Below are 17,235 nucleotides of genomic sequence, written 5' to 3' on the forward strand. Positions count from 1 at the left end.
GAGTTGCACGGCCGCCGATAACGGTTCGGACACCCTCTGACCTGCGCGGAACCATCTCGCCGCAGAACACATCGCACCGCCCGTCACCGGTACACAGCTGGCCAACCGGACCTCGGACCGGTGGGCGCCGATGACTTTTCCCGCCCCGGCACGTCAACACCTCGAACGCGGCGCCCAGTTGGAGCCGCACCGATGCACCACCTGACGAGAGAGGCATACGACCATGAGCGAGCAGCAGCACACCACCGGCTACTCCTACTCCGTGTCCCGCGAGATCGCCGCCCCCGTGTCCCGCGTGTGGCAGGCCTACACGACGCCGGCCGAGTGGCCGTCCTGGTTCGGGGCCGTGGAGGGCACCGTCGAGATCGATCTGCGTCCCGGCGGTCCATGGAAGGCCACGCTCGGGATGCCGGACGGGGGGCAGTTCCCGCTGAGCGGCGAGTTCCGCGAGGTCGTCGAGCGCGAGCACATCGTGGTCGCGATGGACGTGCCGGGCGGCGAGTCCGAGGTCATGGAGCTCACCTTCACCGAACAGGGTGCGCACACGAAGGTGACGCTCTCCCAGACCACCGCCACGAAGGAGGCCCACGACCAGGCGCGCGAGGGCAGCGAGATGCTGCTCGCAGGCCTGGCGGCACACTGCGAGGCCTGAGCGCGGTACGTGGCGTGCCCGCCGCGCAGCGTGTCCGCCGCGCTACGAAGGAGGCCTGCGCTTGCCGTCCAGCTCGTCCCACCAGGTGTCGGACTGCGGGTCGCCCGAAGGGTCGTCCCACCAACGGTCCTCGGGTCCCCGCCGGTTGGCGACGATCGCGGCCACGGGCGGGATCACCATGGCCACCACGCACATGCCGACGGCCACCGGGACGGACCACAGCCGGACGACGGCCCACGCCAGCACGAACAGGCCCAGACAGAGCCCCATCATGGCGAAGTAGACGTGCCGCCTTCGCGCGTACATATCTCCAGCGTAGCCCCGTCGCGAGGGCCCGGAACGGCACGCGGAAGCCGGCGGCCCGCACGCAGAAGCCGGAGGACCGCACCCAGTTCCTGGTATGGCGTCCAACCCCCAGGGGTGCGGCCCTCCGGCCGTTTCCGGTGGGCAGCCGGCACGCTGCCCGTGCGGTGGCTACACCGCGATGGCGACCTCGGCGAGACCGCCGGTCTGCGCGACGACCGTGCGGTCCGCGGTGCCGCCGGGCACCAGGGCCCGTACGGTCCACGTGCCCTCGGCCGCGTAGAACCGGAACTGGCCCGTCGCCGAGGTGGGCACCTCGGCGGTGAACTCACCGGTCGAGTCGAGCAGGCGCACGTAACCGGTGACGGGCTCGCCGTCGCGGGTCACCTGGCCCTGGATGGTGGTCTCACCGGGCTTGATCGTCGAGGCGTCCGGGCCGCCGGCCTTCGCTCCGCACATGCTGAACTCCTAGAGGAAAAGGGGCGGTTGCTTACTTGCCGGCGCCGAGCTCGATCGGCACGCCGACCAGGGAGCCGTACTCGGTCCAGGAGCCGTCGTAGTTCTTGACGTTCTCGACACCGAGCAGCTCGTGCAGCACGAACCAGGTCAGGGCCGAGCGCTCGCCGATGCGGCAGTACGCGATGGTGTCCTTGGCGAGGTCCACCTGCTCGTCGGCGTAGAGCTTCTTCAGCTCCTCGTCCGACTTGAAGGTGCCGTCGTCGTTGGCGTTCTTCGACCACGGGATGTTGCGGGCCGAGGGCACGTGGCCGGGGCGCTGCGACTGCTCCTGCGGCAGGTGCGCCGGGGCGAGCAGCTTGCCGCTGAACTCGTCGGGCGAGCGCACGTCGACCAGGTTCTGGTTGCCGATCGCGTTCACGACGTCGTCGCGGAAGGCGCGGATCGCGGTGTTCTGGGCCTTGGCCTTGTACTCGGTGGCCGGGCGCGGGGTGATCTCGGTGACGAGGTCGCGCGAGTCCAGCTCCCACTTCTTGCGGCCACCGTCGAGGAGCTTGACGTCCTGGTGGCCGTAGAGCTTGAAGTACCAGTAGGCGTAGGAGGCGAACCAGTTGTTGTTGCCGCCGTAGAGGACGACCGTGTCGTCGTTGGCGATACCGCGCTCGGACAGCAGCTTCTCGAAGCCGGCCTGGTCGATGAAGTCGCGGCGGACCGGGTCCTGGAGGTCCTGCTGCCAGTCGATCTTGATGGCGTTCTTGATGTGGTTCTTGTCGTACGCCGAGGCGTCCTCGTCGACCTCGACGATGACGACCTTCGGGTTGTCGAGGTTGGCCTCGACCCAGTCGGCGTCCACCAGGACGTCGGTGCGGCTCATGTGCTGTCTCCTCCGGGGCAGTTGCGGCAGGGATGCGTCGGGGTGTGCGGACGTACGGGTACGGGTGCGTAGCGCACGGGCACAGGGTGACCCCGAGCCGATGGGCTCAAGAGGTCCGGTGAAAGCGGGAGTTGGCGACCGGGGAGGCCTGGATGCCCGCTCAGACGGTGCGACAGAGCATGGCGGCGACGCGGCACAGGTCCACTGCCCGCCGCTTCGTGAGATCCGTCCCCTCGCTCTTCGAGCTGGGGAGGCCCCATGCCTGTTGCTTCATGGGCCCGATCGTAGGGACGTATCGGTCGCCGTGTCACCGGTCGTCCGTATGCTGATACGCGATCGTCCGGACTTTGGGATTCGAGTGGCGTCGGACCAGCTTCCACGGGCCCGGGAGGGCGGTGTCGCGCCCGTCACAGTCGTGGCGTGGACGTCGGTGTCTCGTAGAACGGGACGGGGCGGGTCCACAGCGTGGCTGGGCGGGAGTACGCCGGACAGACCCCTCCCGCCCGGGGGCCGCACCAGCCCCTCAAGGCTATCGGCGCCCACTGACAATGCCGGGCCGCCGAACCAACCGCCCAGGTCAGGTCAGCCGACCAGCTTCACCTGCGAGCCGGTGACCGCGATCTCCACGCCCTTCTCCGCCGCCTGGACCGACTTGAGGTCGATGCCCGCGGGCAGCCCGTCGATCTTCTGCTTGAAGTCGGAGATCTCGCGCATCTTGCGGTCTGCGACCGCGATGCCGCCGACCTTCGGGATCGCGTCGGCGTGCACGTACACCGTGTTGCCCTCCTCCACGGTGACCGTGCTGGTCAGACCGATGGGCGGCAGCTGCTTGCCGAAGGCGGTGACCTGGATGGCGACCTTGATCTTGCCGCCCTGGCCCTGCGACAGACCCACGACCTTCGCGGTCATCCCGGGCGCGACCTGCGCGTCCTCCACCTTCGCGGCCTTGAGGAGCTCGTCGTACGCGACGAGTGCGGTGCCCTCGGCGCTGTCGGCGGTGGCCGAGCTGTAGCCGTCGGAGAAGGCGACGCCGCGCATGGTGGCGTCGAGTTCGGCGATACGGATCTTGCCGCCCTGCACACCGTCGGCAGGGGCGTCGTAGTCGTCGATGCCGATCGACACGTCGTCCAGCTCACCCCCGGCGAGCTGGGTCAGGAAGGGGAAGCCGTTGATGGACACGTCCGGCTTCTCGGCGAGGTTCTCACTGGTGCGCAGCTGCTCCGCCGCCTCGTCCTCGGCGATGCCCACGGCGATGCGGTCGGCCGCGACGAAGAGTCCGCCCAGGATCACGGCGATGATCAGGAGTATTCGCAGTCCGCGCACGGTGGGGCCCTCGCTTCGGTGTCGTTCCCGGGAGCCTAACTCGCGCGTTTGTGCGGACGGCGGGGCTTCCGGATCTTGTCGAGGAGCTGTGACGAACGACGGCGCCGGGGTGCGTTCCTCGTGGAACAGCACCCCGGCGCCGTACGGGAAGAAGGCCGGGAAGATGGCCGGGCGCCTCAGCCGATGACCCGCCCGAGCAGGTACACCGCGGGCGCGGCCGCCGCGAGCGGCAGGGCGACGCCCGCCGTCATGTGCACGAACCGCGACGGGTAGTCGTAGCTGGCCACCCGGAGCCCGACCAGCGCGCAGACCCCGGCGCCGAACCCGAGCAGCGCACCGCCCGAACCGAGGCCGGTCATCGCACCGGCCGCGACACCCGCGCCGGCCGCCGCGAGCAGCGAGACCACGACGGACCCGGCCGCCGGGAGCGGCAGCGCCCGCGCGAGGGTGGCGACCGCGACGGCGAGCGCGCCCACCGTCGCGGCGTCGGCGGACGCCCCGAGGAAGCCGGCCGCGATGATCGCGAGGGCCGCCGAGGCCACCGTGGCCATCAGTCCCTGCATCCGGTCGTCCGCGTCGGCGCGCGAGCGCAGCTGGATCACCAGCGTGAGCAGCACCCAGACGCCGAGCGTGCCGATGATCGCGGCGGGCGCGTGCTCGCGGCCGGCCGCGAGCAGCACGATGTCCGCGGTGAGCGCGCCCGCGAAGGCGAGGGCGATGCCCTGGCGCGCGGGCCACATCCCGTTCAGGCGGAACCAGCCGGCCGCGGTCAGCCCCTGGAGCGCGAGCAGTGGAACGAGCAGCGCGTAGTCGCCGAGGGCCGCGCCGCCCGCGAGCAGCAGACCGAGCGCGGCGGTGATCCCGGCGGGCTGGATGCCGGGCGCGATGATCGGCGAACGGCCCTCGGCGCGGGCGCGCTGGGCGTCGGTGATCCGCGTATTGCCGACGACGGTGGCGGGCCCGTAGGCGGGGGCGCCCTCGGGGGCCGCGGCGGGCGCCGGCTCGGCGGGCGCCTGCGCATGGACCTGCGCCTGACCCGCCTCCGGTGCGGCCGCGGCTGCCTGGGCCGCGCTGTACGCGTAGGCGTCGGCGGCGCGCTCCTCGTAGGGGTACGGGGCGGCGGCGGACTGCTGGTGCGGATAGGGGTCGGCGGCGGACTGCTGGTGCGGATAGGGGTCGGCGGCGGACTGCTGCGGGTACGGCTCCTGCGTCGCCGCCTGGTACGAGGGCTGATCGCCGTACGAGGGCTGATCCGCGTACGACTGCTGATCCCCGTACGACTGCTGCGGGTACGGCTGCTGAGCCGCGTACGCCTGCTGGTGCCCGTACGGATCCTGGCCCGTATACGGGTCGGGTGTGGCCGGGGCCTCCGGCGGGAGCGGGCCGCCGTACGTCTGCTGCGGGGCGGCGTGACCGGGCTGCGGGCCGCCGTAGGACTGCTGCGGGGACTCCGCCGCGTGCTGGGGCGGCAGGTACGCCGTGTCCGCGGCCGCGGCGGGGGTGTGCGGGTGCGACTGGGTCTCCCAGGTGCGGCCCTGCCAGCGCTGGGTGTGCGGCCCGTCGTCCTGGCCGCCCGCGCCCGTCGGCCACTGCGGCTCGGGCTGCTGCTGCCGGTACGGGTCGTACGGGCCGGACCCGCCGTGCTCCTGACTGTGCTGGTCGCTCATCGTGTGCGGGTCACCCTCCTGCGAACGGCGGGAGCACCTCGACCGTGCCGCCCTCGGCAAGGCGTACGGTCTCATGTCCGCGGGTGCCGACGGGATCGCCGTCGATGAGGAACGAGCATCGCTGCAGGACGCGGACGAGTTCGCCGGGGTGTCGCACCCGGGCCGCGTCCAGCGCTTCGGCCAGCGTCTCGGCGTCGTAGGGCTCCTCTGCGAGGCCGGCGGCGGATTTGGCGGCGGCCCAGTACCGGATCGTGCCCTGTGCCATGTGGGCCCCTCCTTCGTGTGGTTCGCATCCATGATGCGGGGTGGGCGGGGGTGTTCGGGGCCGGGTGCGGTTCTTGTCACGGCCGGGCGTACCCGGGGAACGGGCCGGGCGGACCACCGGCCCGGTGCCGCGCAGCCCACCGGCTAGGAGCCGGCCGCGCGCGTGGCCCACTCCCCGATCCGGCCCAGGAGCTCGTCCCCGGCCGCATGTTCCGCGTGCCCCATCCCGGGCTCCACCCACAGCTCCACGCCGGGAGCCGCCGAGGCCAGCATCCGGGGGTGGTCCAGCGGGAAGTACGGGTCCCGGTCCCCGTGGACCACCAGCAAGGGGGACTCGATCAGCGGGACCGACTCGACCGGCGAGCGCGGGACCGGGTCCCAGTCCTTGTGGTGGATACGGGTGCGCAGGACGTGGCGGCCCACCACCCGGCCCGTGCGCCGCGTGATCAGCCAGTGCAGGCGCCGCATCGAGGGCGTACCGCGGTAGTACCAGCGGGCCGGGGCGCTGACGGCCACCACCGCGTCGGGGCGCGCTTCCGTGCGCCCCCTGTGCTCCGCGGCCTGGCGCAGCACCACCGAACCGCCCATCGAGAAGCCGACGGTGACCACGCGGGTGTAGCCGAGGGAGCGGGCCCACGCGACGGCCGCGGCGAGGTCGAGCACTTCGAGGTCGCCGACCGTGGAGCGCCCGCCGGACCGGCCGTGTCCGCGGAAGGAGAAGGTGATCACGCCCGCGACCTGGGCGAAGACCCCGGCGGCCCGGCGTACGTGCGGCTTGAGGAGATCGCCCGTGAAGCCGTGCGCGACCACGAACGCCAGGCCCCCGGAGGCCTCGGCGCCCTGCACACAGGGCTCGTACGCGGCCTCGATCGCGACTCCGTCGGCCGCACGCAGCGTGGTGCGGCGCCTCCCGCGCGTGATCGGTAGCACAGAAGATCGCGCCGTTCGGCCTGCCGGAGGTGAACTCATGTGGGCTATTCTCCTTGCCAGAGGATCCGGGCAGCGCAGCCCCCGGGTCCTTTTGTGCTTTTCTGCAGGGTTCATGGGCGCGTGACCCGCGGGCAGCACCACGGGAAAGACCGAGCGGTACCAGCAGTGCCAGCAGTGCCGTAAACGTCCTCGCAGGGACCGAGGAGGAACCAGACGTTATGGGCGAGCGAACCGAGCATCACCATCTTGCGACCGAGACCGGGGCAGGAGGGCGGCGATGAGTTCTCTGCTGCTTCTCACCAATGCCCTCCAGCCGTCGACGGAGGTGCTGCCCGCCCTCGGACTGCTGCTCCACAACGTGCGCGTGGCCCCCGCCGAGGGCCCGGCCCTCGTCGACACCCCGGGTGCCGACGTGATCCTGATCGACGGCCGCCGCGACCTTCCGCAGGTGCGCAGCCTGTGCCAGCTGCTGCGCTCCACCGGGCCCGGCTGCCCGCTGATCCTCGTCGTGACGGAGGGCGGCCTGGCGGCCGTCACCGCGGACTGGGGCATCGACGACGTGCTGCTCGACACCGCGGGCCCGGCCGAGGTCGAGGCCCGGATCCGGCTCGCGATGGGCAAGCAGAGCCTGACCGGCGACGACTCCCCGATGGAGATCCGCAACGGCGATCTGTCGGTGGACGAGGCCACGTACAGCGCGAAGCTCAAGGGCCGCGTGCTCGACCTGACCTTCAAGGAGTTCGAGCTCCTGAAGTACCTGGCCCAGCACCCGGGCCGCGTGTTCACGCGCGCCCAGCTGCTCCAGGAGGTCTGGGGCTACGACTACTTCGGCGGTACGCGCACGGTCGACGTCCACGTACGACGGCTGCGGGCGAAGCTCGGGCCCGAGCACGAGGCGCTGATCGGCACGGTCCGGAACGTCGGTTATCGCTTTGTTACGCCGGAGAAGGCCGACAAGGCGGAACGCCCCTCGGACCCGGCCGGCACGGCACAGGCCGCCGGGGACAAGGGGTCCGAAGGGGGCGAAAGCCCTTCCGGCGGGCGTACGGAAGCTGTCATTCGACCTGCCACCAGGTGACTCTTCCCGCGTAGACTGCCGCGCGTGGCCAAGGTGACGCGGGACGATGTGGCGCGACTGGCGGGGACTTCCACCGCCGTCGTCAGCTATGTCATCAACAACGGACCCCGGCCGGTCGCCCCGGCCACGCGCGAGCGGGTACTCGCCGCCATCAAGGAGCTGGGTTACCGCCCGGACCGGGTGGCGCAGGCGATGGCGTCGCGGCGCACCGACCTCATAGGCATGATCGTGCCGGACGCGCGCCAGCCCTTCTTCGCGGAGATGGCGCACGCGGTCGAACAGGCCGCCGCCGAGCGCGGAAAGATGGTCCTCGTCGGGAACTCCGACTACCTCGACGAGCGCGAGGTGCACTACCTGCGGGCCTTCCTCGGGATGCGGGTCTCCGGCCTGATCCTGGTCAGCCAGGGCCCGAGCGAGCACGCGGCCGCCGAGATCGAGGCGTGGGACGCCCGTCTGGTGCTGCTGCACCGCAGGCCCGAGGCGCTCGACGACGTCGCGGTCGTCACGGACGACGTGGGCGGCGCCCAGCTCGCCACCCGCCACCTCCTCGAGCACGGCCACCCGTACGTGGCCTGCCTCGGCGGCACCGAGGGCACCCCGGTCGTCGGCGACCCGGTCACCGACCACGTCGAGGGCTGGCGCCGGGCGATGCAGGAGGCGGGCATCTCCACCGAGGGCCGCCTGTTCCAGGCCCCGTACAACCGCTACGACGCCTACCAGGTCGCCCTGTCGCTGCTCGCCGGGCCCGACCGGCCGCCGGCGCTGGTGTGCGCCACCGACGACCAGGCGATCGGCGTGCTGCGCGCGGCGCGCGAGCTGCGCATCGACGTCCCCGGCGAGCTGGCCGTCGCCGGCTTCGACGACGTCAAGGAGGCCGGCCTCACGGACCCGCCGCTGACCACGGTCGCCTCGGACCGCCCGGCGATGGCCCGCGCGGCGGTGGACCTCGTCCTCGACGACGCCCTGCGCGTGGCGGGCTCGCGGCGCGAGCGGCTGCGGCAGTTCCCGGCGCGGCTCGTCGTACGGCGGTCCTGCGGCTGCGGGTCGTAGGCGCGGCCGTCTTCAGCCGTAGGCCCGGCCGTCTTTATTTGGGGCATACGGGGTTCTGCCGGGCTTCTCAGCACGGCCTCAGGAAGCTCTCATGATCCGCGGCGAAGCTCTGAGACATGACCGAGAGCTACCGCCAGAGCGGCAACCACCCCGAGCAGCAGCCCTCCCCGCAGCCTTCGCACGGGCAGCCCGCGTACGGGCAGTCCTCGCAGCCCTCCCCCGACACGGCGTACGGCACGCCGCCCCCGGCGTACGGCGCGTACCCGCCGCCTCCCGCCCAGCCTCCCGTGGCGCCGGTCTCCGTCTCGCCCGGCACCACCGTCTGGCCCGCGTCCGAGCCGGCCGGCGGCGGTAGCGGCGGTGACGGCGGTACTCCCGCCAACGGCAACGGCTGGGCGGCCTTCGGCCACGAGCCCGCCGCGCACCCGGCGCCCGCCCCGAGGAAGCGCGCCCGCGGCCCGGTGGCCGTGCTCGCCGCCGTCGCCCTGGTCGCCGCGGCCGTCGGCGGCGGCACCGCGTACGCCGCCCAGGAACTCTTCGGCAACGACACCACAGCGACCACCGGCATCAACGGCACGAACGCATCCGCCGGCAGCAAGGGCACCGTCGCCGGTGTGGCCAACGCGGTCAGCGACAGCATCGTCGAGATCAAGGCGAACACCGGCAGCGGTACGTCCACCGGCTCGGGCGTGATCATCACCTCCGACGGCGAGATCATCACCAACAACCACGTGATCGCGGGCGCGAGCCAGGTCCAGGTGCAGACGAACGACGGCAAGACCTACACGGCCGAGGTCGTCGGCACCGACAGCAAGAAGGACCTCGCGCTCCTGAAGCTGAAGGACGCCTCCGGTCTCAAGGCCGCCACGCTCGGCGACTCCGACAAGGTCGGCGTCGGCGACCAGGTCGTCGCGATCGGCTCCCCCGAGGGCCTGACCGGCACGGTCACCAGCGGCATCATCTCCGCGCTCGACCGCGACGTGACCGTCTCCACCGACGAGCGGCAGGCGCCGGGGCAGCAGGGCGACGGGCAGTGGCCCTTCGAGTTCGGCGGACAGCAGTTCAACGGCGACACCGGCTCGGACACGACCACGTACAAGGCCCTGCAGACCGACGCCTCGCTCAACCCGGGCAACTCCGGCGGCGCCCTGATCGACATGAACGGCGAGATCATCGGCATCAACTCCGCGATGTACTCCCCGAGTTCCTCGGCCGGGTCGAACTCCGGCAGCGTGGGCCTGGGCTTCGCCATCCCGATCAACGACGTCAAGGACGACCTGGCGAAGCTGCGCGGCGGCTCGATGACCTGACCCCGCCGCCCCGGCACCGCACCCCTCGCCGTGACGGCGCACGTCACGGCGCCCACCGCGAGGGAGGACCCCATGTCCCTGCCCACCGTGACCGTGACCGTGAACCGCATCCGCCACACGCTCGCCGAAGCCCTCGGCTGGGGCCGCCCCTCGGGCGTGGCAGGACCGCTCGCCCTGGCCGGCGCGCTGCACCCGCCGGCCGACGGCCGGGACCCCGGGCAGCGGGCCCCCGAAGTGGCCGCCGAACCGGCCACGGCCGCCCGCCGCGGCCGAGCCCGCCGCACGAGCGCGCACACCGTGCGAGGCTGAGAGCGGCACCGGCCGCCGAGCCTCCCATCAGCCCTGACCAACGAGGACACGAAGACCGATGAGTCCCGCCGAAGGCGAACAGCAGCGCATCCTGATCGTCGACGACGAACCCGCCGTGCGCGAGGCGCTCCAGCGCAGCCTCGCGTTCGAGGGATACGCCACCGAGGTGGCCGCCGACGGGGCCGAGGCCCTGGAGAAGGCGGCCGCCTGCGCCCCCGACCTCGTGGTCCTCGACATCCAGATGCCCCGCATGGACGGCCTGACGGCCGCGCGCCGCCTGCGCGCGTCCGGCGCGACGACGCCGATCCTGATGCTCACGGCCCGCGACACGGTGGGCGACCGGGTCACGGGCCTCGACGCGGGCGCGGACGACTACCTGGTCAAGCCCTTCGAACTGGACGAACTCTTCGCCCGGATCCGCGCGTTGCTGCGCCGCAGCTCGTACGCGGCCGCCGTGGCGGCGGACCAGGTCGACGACGACGTGCTGTCGTTCGCGGACCTGCGGATGAACCTCGCGACGCGGGAGGTCGTACGGGGGTCGCGCGCCGTGGAGCTCACGCGCACGGAGTTCACACTCCTGGAGATGTTTCTGGCCCACCCGCGCCAGGTGCTCACGCGCGAGCAGATCCTGAAGTCGGTCTGGGGCTTCGACTTCGAGCCCTCCTCCAACTCCCTGGACGTCTACGTCATGTACCTCCGAAGGAAGACGGAGGCGGGGGGTGAGCCGCGGCTGGTTCATACGGTGCGGGGTGTGGGGTATGTGTTGCGGTCGGGTGGGGCGGAGTGAACGCTCTGGTCGAGCGCGCCCGGCGGCTGCCCCTGCGGTCGCGGATCGCGATCCTCGTCTCCGCCGCGGTGGCGTTCGCGGTGACCGCCTGCGCGGTGGTCTGCTGGCTCTTCGTACGCGACGCGCTGGTGGACTCGCTCGACGACGCCCTCCAGAACAACCGCATGACGCCCCGCGAGGCGGCCGGGCTTGTCACGCCGGACGGACAGTGCCTGAAGGCCCGGGTCATCGGCGGACCCGATCTGTTCGACCAGACAATCCAGCTGGTGGACTCCCAGGGCGGCAGCTGTGTCGTCTTCGGGCAGCACGCCGTCGCGGTGAACGACTCGGACGTGGCCGTCGCCAAGGGTGAGTCGAGCGGCATTCTGCACAACGTCAAGGCGGACAACGGCGTCGAGTACCGGGCGTACACCTACCCCATCCAGGGCTACTCGGGCGCCATCACCGTGGCACGCCCGCTCAGCGAGGCCACGGACGCCCTCAGCAAGCTCACGCTGGTCCTCACCGTGGTGGCCGCAGTGGGCGTCCTCGGCGCCGGAGCCGCCGGCATGTGGGTCGCCCGCACCGGACTCCGCCCCGTGGACCAACTCACCGACACCGTCGAACACGTAGCCCGCACCGAAGACCTCACCGTCCGCATCCCCGCCGAGGGCGACGACGAGATCGCGCGGCTCTCGCGGTCCTTCAACGCCATGACCGCCGCCCTGGAGTCCTCGCAGGAGCGCCAGGCGCAGCTCATCGCCGATGCGGGGCACGAGCTGCGGACGCCGCTGACCTCCCTCCGTACGAACATCGAACTGCTCGCCCGCAGCGAGGAGACGGGCCGGGCGATCCCGCCCGAGGACCGCAAGGCGCTGCTCGCCAGCGTCAAGGCGCAGATGACCGAACTCGCCGCGCTGATCGGCGACTTGCAGGAGCTGTCGCGGCCCGATTCCACGCAGGCCGCGAAGGTCGAGGTCGTCGGGTTCCACCAGGTCGCGCAGACCGCGGTCGACCGGGCCCGGCTGCGCGGCCCGGAGCTGACGATCAGCGCGGAGCTCGCCCCCTGGTACGTGCGCGCCGATGCCGCGGCCCTGGAGCGGGCGCTGGTCAACGTGCTCGACAACGCCGTGAAGTTCAGCCCGCCCGGCGGCACCGTCGAGGTCACCCTCGACCGCGGCACCCTCCGCGTGCGCGACCACGGCCCCGGCGTACCGGCCGACGAACTCCCGTATGTCTTCGACCGGTTCTGGCGCTCACCGAGTGCCCGCCAGCTGCCCGGCTCGGGCCTGGGCCTGTCGATCGTGGCGCGCACGGTGCAGCAGAGCGGCGGCTCGGTCGCCCTGGAGGCGGCCGAGGGCGGCGGCACGGTGGCCGTGGTGAAGCTGCCCGGCGCACCGACGCCTCCACCCGGTACGCAGGGGCCCGACAGCGGGTCGATTTAAACAAGCGTCTTGTACGGGCGTATTAAACGTGCGTATAGTTCCTGGTGTCGCGCCAACCGGCCACCGCCCCAAGGAGCTTCGCCATGACCGGATCCACCCGTTCGCCGTTCACCCGCTCCTCCCTCGACCTGGGCGGGCGCCGCCTGTCCTATCTGGACACCGGCGGCGCGGGCCGGCCGCTGCTCGCGCTGCACGGCCATCTCGCCGAGGGCGCCTCGTTCACCGCGCTCGCCCTCGCCCTCGGCTCCGAGTGGCGGGTGATCGCACCGGACCAGCGCGGGCACGGCGACTCGGACCGGGCCGCCGACTACGGCCGGAACGGGTACGTGGACGATCTGGTCGCCCTGCTCGAACACCTCGCGCCCGGGCCGGTCGTCGCGCTCGGGCACTCGCTCGGCGGGATCAACGCGATGTATCTGGCGGCCCGGCGGCCCGATCTCGTCGCGGCGCTCGTGGACGTGGACGGTCCGGTCGTCATGCCGGAGGGGCCGAGCCCGCTGTCGTTCGTGCTCGGTTACCCGTACACCGCCGCGACGCGCGAGGAGCTGATCGAGGCGACGGGTCCCGTCGGCCGGATGATCGGCCGCGGGATCCGCCAACAGCCGGACGGCAGCTGGCGGTTGCCCTTCCACCCGCAGGACACCGTCGACTCGGAGAACGCGGTGCACGGCTCGCACTGGGACGCCTGGCTCGGCAGCTCCGTGCCCGCACTGCTGGTCAACGGGCGCAAGAGCCAGGCGCTGCCCGGCGAGACGGCCGAGGAGATGGCCGCGCGCCGGCCGCACACGACGCTCGTACGGCTCGACACGGACCACTTCGTGCAGGCGCAGGACCCGGAGGGCTTCCACCGGGCCGTACGCGAGTTCCTCGCCGGGTTGTGAACGGCGCACCCGCCGGGGTGCGGCCGGCGCACCGGAACACCCCGGCCCGCCCACCGGCTCACCCGCCGAAGGACACCCCGTACCCGGCCAGCTCCACCCGGATGCCGTCCCGCTCGACCCGTACGTCGCGCAGGGTCAACTCGCCTGCACCGTCCGGCAGTTCGGGCAGCCGGAAGCCGAGCGCGAGGCGGTCCGCGAGGGCCGGGCGGGTCAGCCGGGACAGGCCGTCGAGGAGGGCCGGGTCGAGGCCGAGCTGTTTCAGCAGGGCCGGGTGGTCCATCGCCACGTCGATCAGGTTGAGCCCGGTGAGCGCGCGCACGAAGCGCGGGGTGCCGGCCAGGGAGGCGAGCTCCGATTCCTCGCGCAGCGCCCGCTGCACCGTGGACGGCGGGACGCCGAGGCGGTCGACGAGTTCGGGAACCTCGAAGAGCGACTTGAGCTTCCGCTGCGAGGAGCGGACCGCGTCCGCCGACTTCCGGGTGAGGTGCAGCCCCTGCGAGGGCTTCGTACCGGGGCGGTAGGTCGCCAGGTCCCCGATGTCCAGGCGCATGCCGCCGATCCGCGTGGAGATCCCGTCCGGGCCCGAGCGGCGGATCCGCGCGTCGGCGGACAGCTTCAGGTCGTGGCCGGCGACCGGCAGCGTCCCGCGCGCGAGCACCCGGTCGCGGCCCTGCGCGGTGAACGTGACCTGGGAGGCGCCCAGTTCACGGTTCAGGTCCTCGAAGGAGAGCAGCACCTCGCCGTTCATCTCGTCCACCGAGGCGCCCCGCACGGAGAGCGGTGCGCCCTCGATCCGTACGTCCGAGGCCGTGGCCGACACCTTCGCGAGCGAGACCCGGTCGGCCGCCACGTCGGGCACCGCGACCCGCGCCTCGTCGATCCGCCCGTCGAGGAGCTGCGTCAGGAAGGGGAAGCCCTCGATCTCGACCTCGGGCGCGGCCGCCAGGTCCAGGGAGTCCTTCAGCTTCCCGGCCGTCCTGTGCTCGGCGTAGAGCAGGGCCCAGCGGTCGGCGAGGACCAGGAAGGCGGCCGCGGCCAGGAGCAGGACGAGCGCTTTGGCGGCGAGGGGCAGGCCCGCGAAGCGGTTGCGCCGGCGCCTGCGGCCGCCGCGCCGGTGCTGGGGCGGCTCCCAGGGTTCCTCATCCTCGTCGTGCACCGGGCCGTAGGGGGGATGCGTGGAAAAGCTGTGGGGGGACGTACGCATCGGTTCATCCGATCACGCGTACGTCCCCCCACCGCAACCCCTTCGTGACTCAACTCACCGCGGAAGTGAGCCGCTTCACGCCGTGCGGGCCACGGCTCTGCGCATTACTGCCCCGCGGGCTTCTGCACGATGGTGATGCGGTCCGCCTTCGGCACCGGGAGCGGGGCGGCCGCCGAGGAGTTGGCCTTCAGGTAGTCCTCGAAAGCGACCAGGTCCTCACCGCCGACCAGCGGGTTGGCACCCTTGCCGAGCTCGGTGTAGCCGTCGCCGCCGCCCGCGAGGAACTGGTTGAGCGCGACGCGGTAGGTGGCGTTCGGGTCCAGCGGCTGCCCGTTGAGCTTGATGGTGTCCGCCAGCACGCGGGCCGCGCCCGTCTTGGTCAGGTCCAGCGTGTAGGTCAGGCCCTGCGAGATCTGAAGGATCCGCGGGGAGGCCTCGTTGGTGCCGCTGACCTGCTGCTGGAGCGCGGTGATCAGCTGTGAGCCCTTGAGGTCGATCAGGTTGACCGTGTTGCCGAACGGCTGGACCGTGAAGGCCTCGCCGTACGTCACGACGCCGTCGCCCTCGGCGCCGCTCGCCTTGTACACGAGGTCGCCGCGGATGCCGCCGGAGTTCATCAGCGCCAGGTCCGTCTCCGGATCCAGCGTCTTGGCGTACGCGAGCTGCGCGTCGGCGATCAGGTCGCCGAGCGGGGTCTCCAGCGTCTTGGCGCCGCGGCCGTCGATGTTGCCGGCGATGAAGCCCACCGGGCGGTTGGCGATCGGCGCGGCCAGCGTGCTCCAGCGCTTGATGAGCTCGCTCATGTCCGCGGCCTTGGTGACGTCACGGGTGACGACGTGGTTCGCGGACTCGGCCGACTTCACCGAGGTGCGCACGATGTCCTTGGTGCGGCGGTCGTACGTCAGCGTGGTGTCCGTGTAGGCCTTGCCGAAGGAGGAGGCCGAGGTGACCATGCGGGGCTTGCCCGAGGGGTCCGGGATGGTGCAGACGTACGCCTCGTGCGTGTGGCCGGTCACCATCGCGTCGACCTTGGACGTGACGCCCTTGGCGATGTCGGTGATCGGACCCGAGATGCCGTCGCCGGCGCCCGGGCTGTCGCAGTTGTAGTTGTACGCGGGCGAGGCTGGCTCGCCGCCCTCGTGGATCAGGGCCACGATGGACTTGACGCCCTGGCGGTCCAGTTCCTTCGCGTACTTGTTGATCGTCTCGATCTCGTCGTGGAACTTCAGGCCCTTGACGCCCTCGGCGGTCACGACGTCCGGGGTGCCCTCCAGGGTCACACCGATGAAGCCGATCTTGACTCCGTCCTTCTTCCAGACGGTGTACGGCTTGAGGATCGGCTTGCCGGTCTTCTCGTCCGTGACGTTGGCCGCGAGGTACGGGAAGTCGGCGCCGCCGAACTCCTTGCCCTCCTCGTAGCAGCCCTCTTCGGCGTGGCAGCCGCCGTTCTGCATCCGGGCGAGCTCGGCGCGGCCCTCGTCGAACTCGTGGTTGCCGACGGACGAGACGTCGAGGTCGAGCTTGTTCAGGGCCTCGACCGTGGGCTCGTCGTGGAACAGGCCCGACAGCATCGGCGAGCCGCCGATCATGTCGCCGGCCGCGGCGGTGACGGAGTACTTGTGGCCCTTGCGCGCCTCGCGCAGGTGCGTGGCCAGGTACTCGACGCCACCCGCGTCGATGTCCTTCGTGGTGCCGTCCGGCTGAAGCTCGGCGACCCGGCCCGAACTGCCCGCCGGGGGTTCGAGGTTGCCGTGGAAGTCGTTGAAGGAAAGGAGCTGCACGTCGACCGTGCGGCCGTGTCCGTTCCCGTTGCCGTGCCCGTGGCCCCGGCCGGCGTCCTCGGCTCCGGCGGGCAGGGCCGCCGCGACGGAAGCGGCGGCGGCGAGCGCCGTCACGCCGGCGATCAGGCGGCCGCGCGTGCGGTGCCGCTGTGGTGTCACTGACATCTGTTCCCCTCTGTCCAACAGTGGGGGCGAGCCTAGAGTCAACGCGCGTAGCGCGACAGGGGGTTGCGGGTTACGACTGGGCTACTGCGGGGTGTCCGGGGCGGACGGTACACCAAAATTGACCCCGGATTCCGGTCACCAAATGCACCCCACCACGGGTCTTTTCCGGCCGTAGATTTGACCCATGAGCAACGAGACGACGCAGCAGAAGACGGAAAACCCGCAGGTCAACACCACCGTGAAGCCCTCCAATCCCCTGCCGCCCCTGAAGCCGCTGATCACGCGCGCCGCCGACGCCGAGACCACCAGCGACCCCAGCGCCGTCATGACGCTGCTCGCCGACTACGGCACCGACGGCAGCCCGGTCACCTCCTACCGCTCCGCCTTCGCCGAAGGAGCCGTCGGCGCGCCGGCCCACTTCCACACCCGCGCCTCGGAGCTCTTCTTCGTACTCGGCGGCCGGCTGCGGGTCCTGATCGACGATCAGGTCGAACTCCTGGAAACCGGTGACTTCCTGCACGTACCGCCGCACACCCCGCACGCCTTCGCGGCCGCGCCCGGCTCCACCGCCGACGTGCTGTTCGTGTTCACGCCGGGGATGCCGCGCTTCGACTACCTGCGGCTGCTCGGCCGGGTGCTGCGCGGCGAGGCGAGCCCGCAGGAGATCAAGGACTCCTCCGAGCGCTACGACAACCACTACGTGGACAGCCCGGTGTGGCGTGCGGAGCTGGAGACGCGCTGAGCCACACGCCCCGGACGGCGCCGTACGCTCGGGGC

At 71.8% G+C, this 17,235-nt stretch carries 19 protein-coding genes; 9 read left to right on the forward strand and 10 right to left on the reverse strand.

The window, feature by feature from the left end; translation table 11 throughout:
- Positions 1-223: 223 nt before the first annotated feature.
- The gene (locus BLT97_RS31485; RefSeq protein ID WP_093616345.1) at positions 224-652 is read left to right on the forward strand and encodes an SRPBCC family protein; all 429 of its coding nucleotides are present in this window, start codon (positions 224-226) and stop codon (positions 650-652) included.
- A 42-nt stretch (positions 653-694) separates the two neighbouring features.
- On the opposite strand, the gene BLT97_RS31490 is transcribed toward BLT97_RS31485, so the two are convergent.
- From BLT97_RS31490 to BLT97_RS31525, 8 genes are all read right to left on the reverse strand, one after another.
- Positions 695-958 (reverse strand): DUF3099 domain-containing protein, encoded by a 264-nt coding sequence (locus BLT97_RS31490; RefSeq protein ID WP_093616347.1) that lies wholly within the window; start codon positions 956-958, stop codon positions 695-697.
- A gap of 168 nt (positions 959-1,126) precedes the next feature.
- Entirely contained in the window at positions 1,127-1,414 is a 288-nt protein-coding gene (locus BLT97_RS31495; RefSeq protein ID WP_054232391.1) for a DUF1416 domain-containing protein, read from the reverse strand.
- Between the two features lie 31 nt (positions 1,415-1,445).
- Positions 1,446-2,285, reverse strand: coding sequence for a sulfurtransferase (locus BLT97_RS31500; protein WP_093616349.1), 840 nt, complete (start codon positions 2,283-2,285; stop codon positions 1,446-1,448).
- Between the two features lie 160 nt (positions 2,286-2,445).
- On the reverse strand, positions 2,446-2,559 hold the full coding sequence (locus tag BLT97_RS39015; RefSeq protein WP_342742799.1) for a putative leader peptide: 114 nt from the start codon (positions 2,557-2,559) through the stop codon (positions 2,446-2,448).
- Between the two features lie 308 nt (positions 2,560-2,867).
- Positions 2,868-3,608 (reverse strand): LmeA family phospholipid-binding protein, encoded by a 741-nt coding sequence (locus BLT97_RS31510; RefSeq protein ID WP_093616351.1) that lies wholly within the window; start codon positions 3,606-3,608, stop codon positions 2,868-2,870.
- 176 nt (positions 3,609-3,784) lie between these two features.
- The gene (locus BLT97_RS31515; RefSeq protein ID WP_093616353.1) at positions 3,785-5,275 is read right to left on the reverse strand and encodes a hypothetical protein; all 1,491 of its coding nucleotides are present in this window, start codon (positions 5,273-5,275) and stop codon (positions 3,785-3,787) included.
- Positions 5,276-5,285: 10 nt separating this feature from the next.
- Complete coding sequence (locus tag BLT97_RS31520; protein ID WP_093616355.1) at positions 5,286-5,540, reverse strand: MoaD/ThiS family protein; 255 nt, start codon at positions 5,538-5,540, stop codon at positions 5,286-5,288.
- 143 nt (positions 5,541-5,683) lie between these two features.
- Complete coding sequence (locus BLT97_RS31525; RefSeq protein WP_093616357.1) at positions 5,684-6,508, reverse strand: alpha/beta hydrolase; 825 nt, start codon at positions 6,506-6,508, stop codon at positions 5,684-5,686.
- A gap of 238 nt (positions 6,509-6,746) precedes the next feature.
- Between BLT97_RS31525 and BLT97_RS31530 the strand changes: the two genes are divergently transcribed.
- The 7 genes from BLT97_RS31530 to BLT97_RS31560 all read left to right on the forward strand — a co-directional run bounded on the left by BLT97_RS31530 (position 6,747) and on the right by BLT97_RS31560 (position 13,308).
- A complete protein-coding gene (locus tag BLT97_RS31530) occupies positions 6,747-7,547 on the forward strand; it encodes a response regulator transcription factor (RefSeq protein WP_093616359.1) in 801 nt (266 codons plus the stop codon).
- 24 nt (positions 7,548-7,571) lie between these two features.
- Positions 7,572-8,597, forward strand: coding sequence for a LacI family DNA-binding transcriptional regulator (locus BLT97_RS31535; protein WP_093616361.1), 1,026 nt, complete (start codon positions 7,572-7,574; stop codon positions 8,595-8,597).
- Positions 8,598-8,713: 116 nt separating this feature from the next.
- The gene (locus BLT97_RS31540) at positions 8,714-9,907 is read left to right on the forward strand and encodes a S1C family serine protease (RefSeq protein WP_093616363.1); all 1,194 of its coding nucleotides are present in this window, start codon (positions 8,714-8,716) and stop codon (positions 9,905-9,907) included.
- Positions 9,908-9,979: 72 nt separating this feature from the next.
- On the forward strand, positions 9,980-10,216 hold the full coding sequence (locus BLT97_RS31545) for a hypothetical protein (RefSeq protein WP_093616365.1): 237 nt from the start codon (positions 9,980-9,982) through the stop codon (positions 10,214-10,216).
- Between the two features lie 58 nt (positions 10,217-10,274).
- Entirely contained in the window at positions 10,275-11,003 is a 729-nt protein-coding gene (locus BLT97_RS31550; RefSeq protein ID WP_093616367.1) for a response regulator transcription factor, read from the forward strand.
- The gene (locus BLT97_RS31555) at positions 11,000-12,427 is read left to right on the forward strand and encodes a sensor histidine kinase (protein WP_093616369.1); all 1,428 of its coding nucleotides are present in this window, start codon (positions 11,000-11,002) and stop codon (positions 12,425-12,427) included. Before BLT97_RS31550 ends, BLT97_RS31555 begins: the two co-directional genes overlap by 4 nt.
- 83 nt (positions 12,428-12,510) lie before the next feature.
- A complete protein-coding gene (locus tag BLT97_RS31560; protein WP_093616371.1) occupies positions 12,511-13,308 on the forward strand; it encodes an alpha/beta fold hydrolase in 798 nt (265 codons plus the stop codon).
- Between the two features lie 58 nt (positions 13,309-13,366).
- On the opposite strand, the gene BLT97_RS31565 is transcribed toward BLT97_RS31560, so the two are convergent.
- On the reverse strand, positions 13,367-14,512 hold the full coding sequence (locus tag BLT97_RS31565; RefSeq protein ID WP_093616373.1) for an LmeA family phospholipid-binding protein: 1,146 nt from the start codon (positions 14,510-14,512) through the stop codon (positions 13,367-13,369).
- Positions 14,513-14,616: 104 nt separating this feature from the next.
- Positions 14,617-16,458, reverse strand: a complete 1,842-nt coding sequence (locus tag BLT97_RS31570) for a bifunctional metallophosphatase/5'-nucleotidase (protein WP_093616375.1) — start codon at positions 16,456-16,458, stop codon at positions 14,617-14,619.
- Between the two features lie 184 nt (positions 16,459-16,642).
- Between BLT97_RS31570 and BLT97_RS31575 the strand changes: the two genes are divergently transcribed.
- Complete coding sequence (locus tag BLT97_RS31575) at positions 16,643-17,200, forward strand: cupin domain-containing protein (protein ID WP_093616377.1); 558 nt, start codon at positions 16,643-16,645, stop codon at positions 17,198-17,200.
- The last annotated feature ends 35 nt before the right edge of the window (positions 17,201-17,235 follow it).

This window comes from Streptomyces indicus (assembly GCF_900100315.1).
GTDB lineage: Bacteria > Actinomycetota > Actinomycetes > Streptomycetales > Streptomycetaceae > Streptomyces > Streptomyces indicus.

What these genes read in the sequence shown, in the direction of transcription:
- BLT97_RS31485 (WP_093616345.1), top strand. Translation starts at nt 224, where the DNA reads ATGAGCGAGCAGCAGCACACCACCGGCTACTCCTACTCCGTGTCCCGC.
- BLT97_RS31490 (WP_093616347.1), bottom strand. Translation starts at nt 958, where the DNA reads ATGTACGCGCGAAGGCGGCACGTCTACTTCGCCATGATGGGGCTCTGT.
- BLT97_RS31495 (WP_054232391.1), bottom strand. Translation starts at nt 1,414, where the DNA reads ATGTGCGGAGCGAAGGCCGGCGGCCCGGACGCCTCGACGATCAAGCCC.
- BLT97_RS31500 (WP_093616349.1), bottom strand. Translation starts at nt 2,285, where the DNA reads ATGAGCCGCACCGACGTCCTGGTGGACGCCGACTGGGTCGAGGCCAAC.
- BLT97_RS39015 (WP_342742799.1), bottom strand. Translation starts at nt 2,559, where the DNA reads ATGAAGCAACAGGCATGGGGCCTCCCCAGCTCGAAGAGCGAGGGGACG.
- BLT97_RS31515 (WP_093616353.1), bottom strand. Translation starts at nt 5,275, where the DNA reads ATGAGCGACCAGCACAGTCAGGAGCACGGCGGGTCCGGCCCGTACGAC.
- BLT97_RS31520 (WP_093616355.1), bottom strand. Translation starts at nt 5,540, where the DNA reads ATGGCACAGGGCACGATCCGGTACTGGGCCGCCGCCAAATCCGCCGCC.
- BLT97_RS31525 (WP_093616357.1), bottom strand. Translation starts at nt 6,508, where the DNA reads ATGAGTTCACCTCCGGCAGGCCGAACGGCGCGATCTTCTGTGCTACCG.
- BLT97_RS31530 (WP_093616359.1), top strand. Translation starts at nt 6,747, where the DNA reads ATGAGTTCTCTGCTGCTTCTCACCAATGCCCTCCAGCCGTCGACGGAG.
- BLT97_RS31540 (WP_093616363.1), top strand. Translation starts at nt 8,714, where the DNA reads ATGACCGAGAGCTACCGCCAGAGCGGCAACCACCCCGAGCAGCAGCCC.
- BLT97_RS31545 (WP_093616365.1), top strand. Translation starts at nt 9,980, where the DNA reads ATGTCCCTGCCCACCGTGACCGTGACCGTGAACCGCATCCGCCACACG.
- BLT97_RS31550 (WP_093616367.1), top strand. Translation starts at nt 10,275, where the DNA reads ATGAGTCCCGCCGAAGGCGAACAGCAGCGCATCCTGATCGTCGACGAC.
- BLT97_RS31560 (WP_093616371.1), top strand. Translation starts at nt 12,511, where the DNA reads ATGACCGGATCCACCCGTTCGCCGTTCACCCGCTCCTCCCTCGACCTG.
- BLT97_RS31565 (WP_093616373.1), bottom strand. Translation starts at nt 14,512, where the DNA reads ATGCGTACGTCCCCCCACAGCTTTTCCACGCATCCCCCCTACGGCCCG.
- BLT97_RS31570 (WP_093616375.1), bottom strand. Translation starts at nt 16,458, where the DNA reads ATGTCAGTGACACCACAGCGGCACCGCACGCGCGGCCGCCTGATCGCC.
- BLT97_RS31575 (WP_093616377.1), top strand. Translation starts at nt 16,643, where the DNA reads ATGAGCAACGAGACGACGCAGCAGAAGACGGAAAACCCGCAGGTCAAC.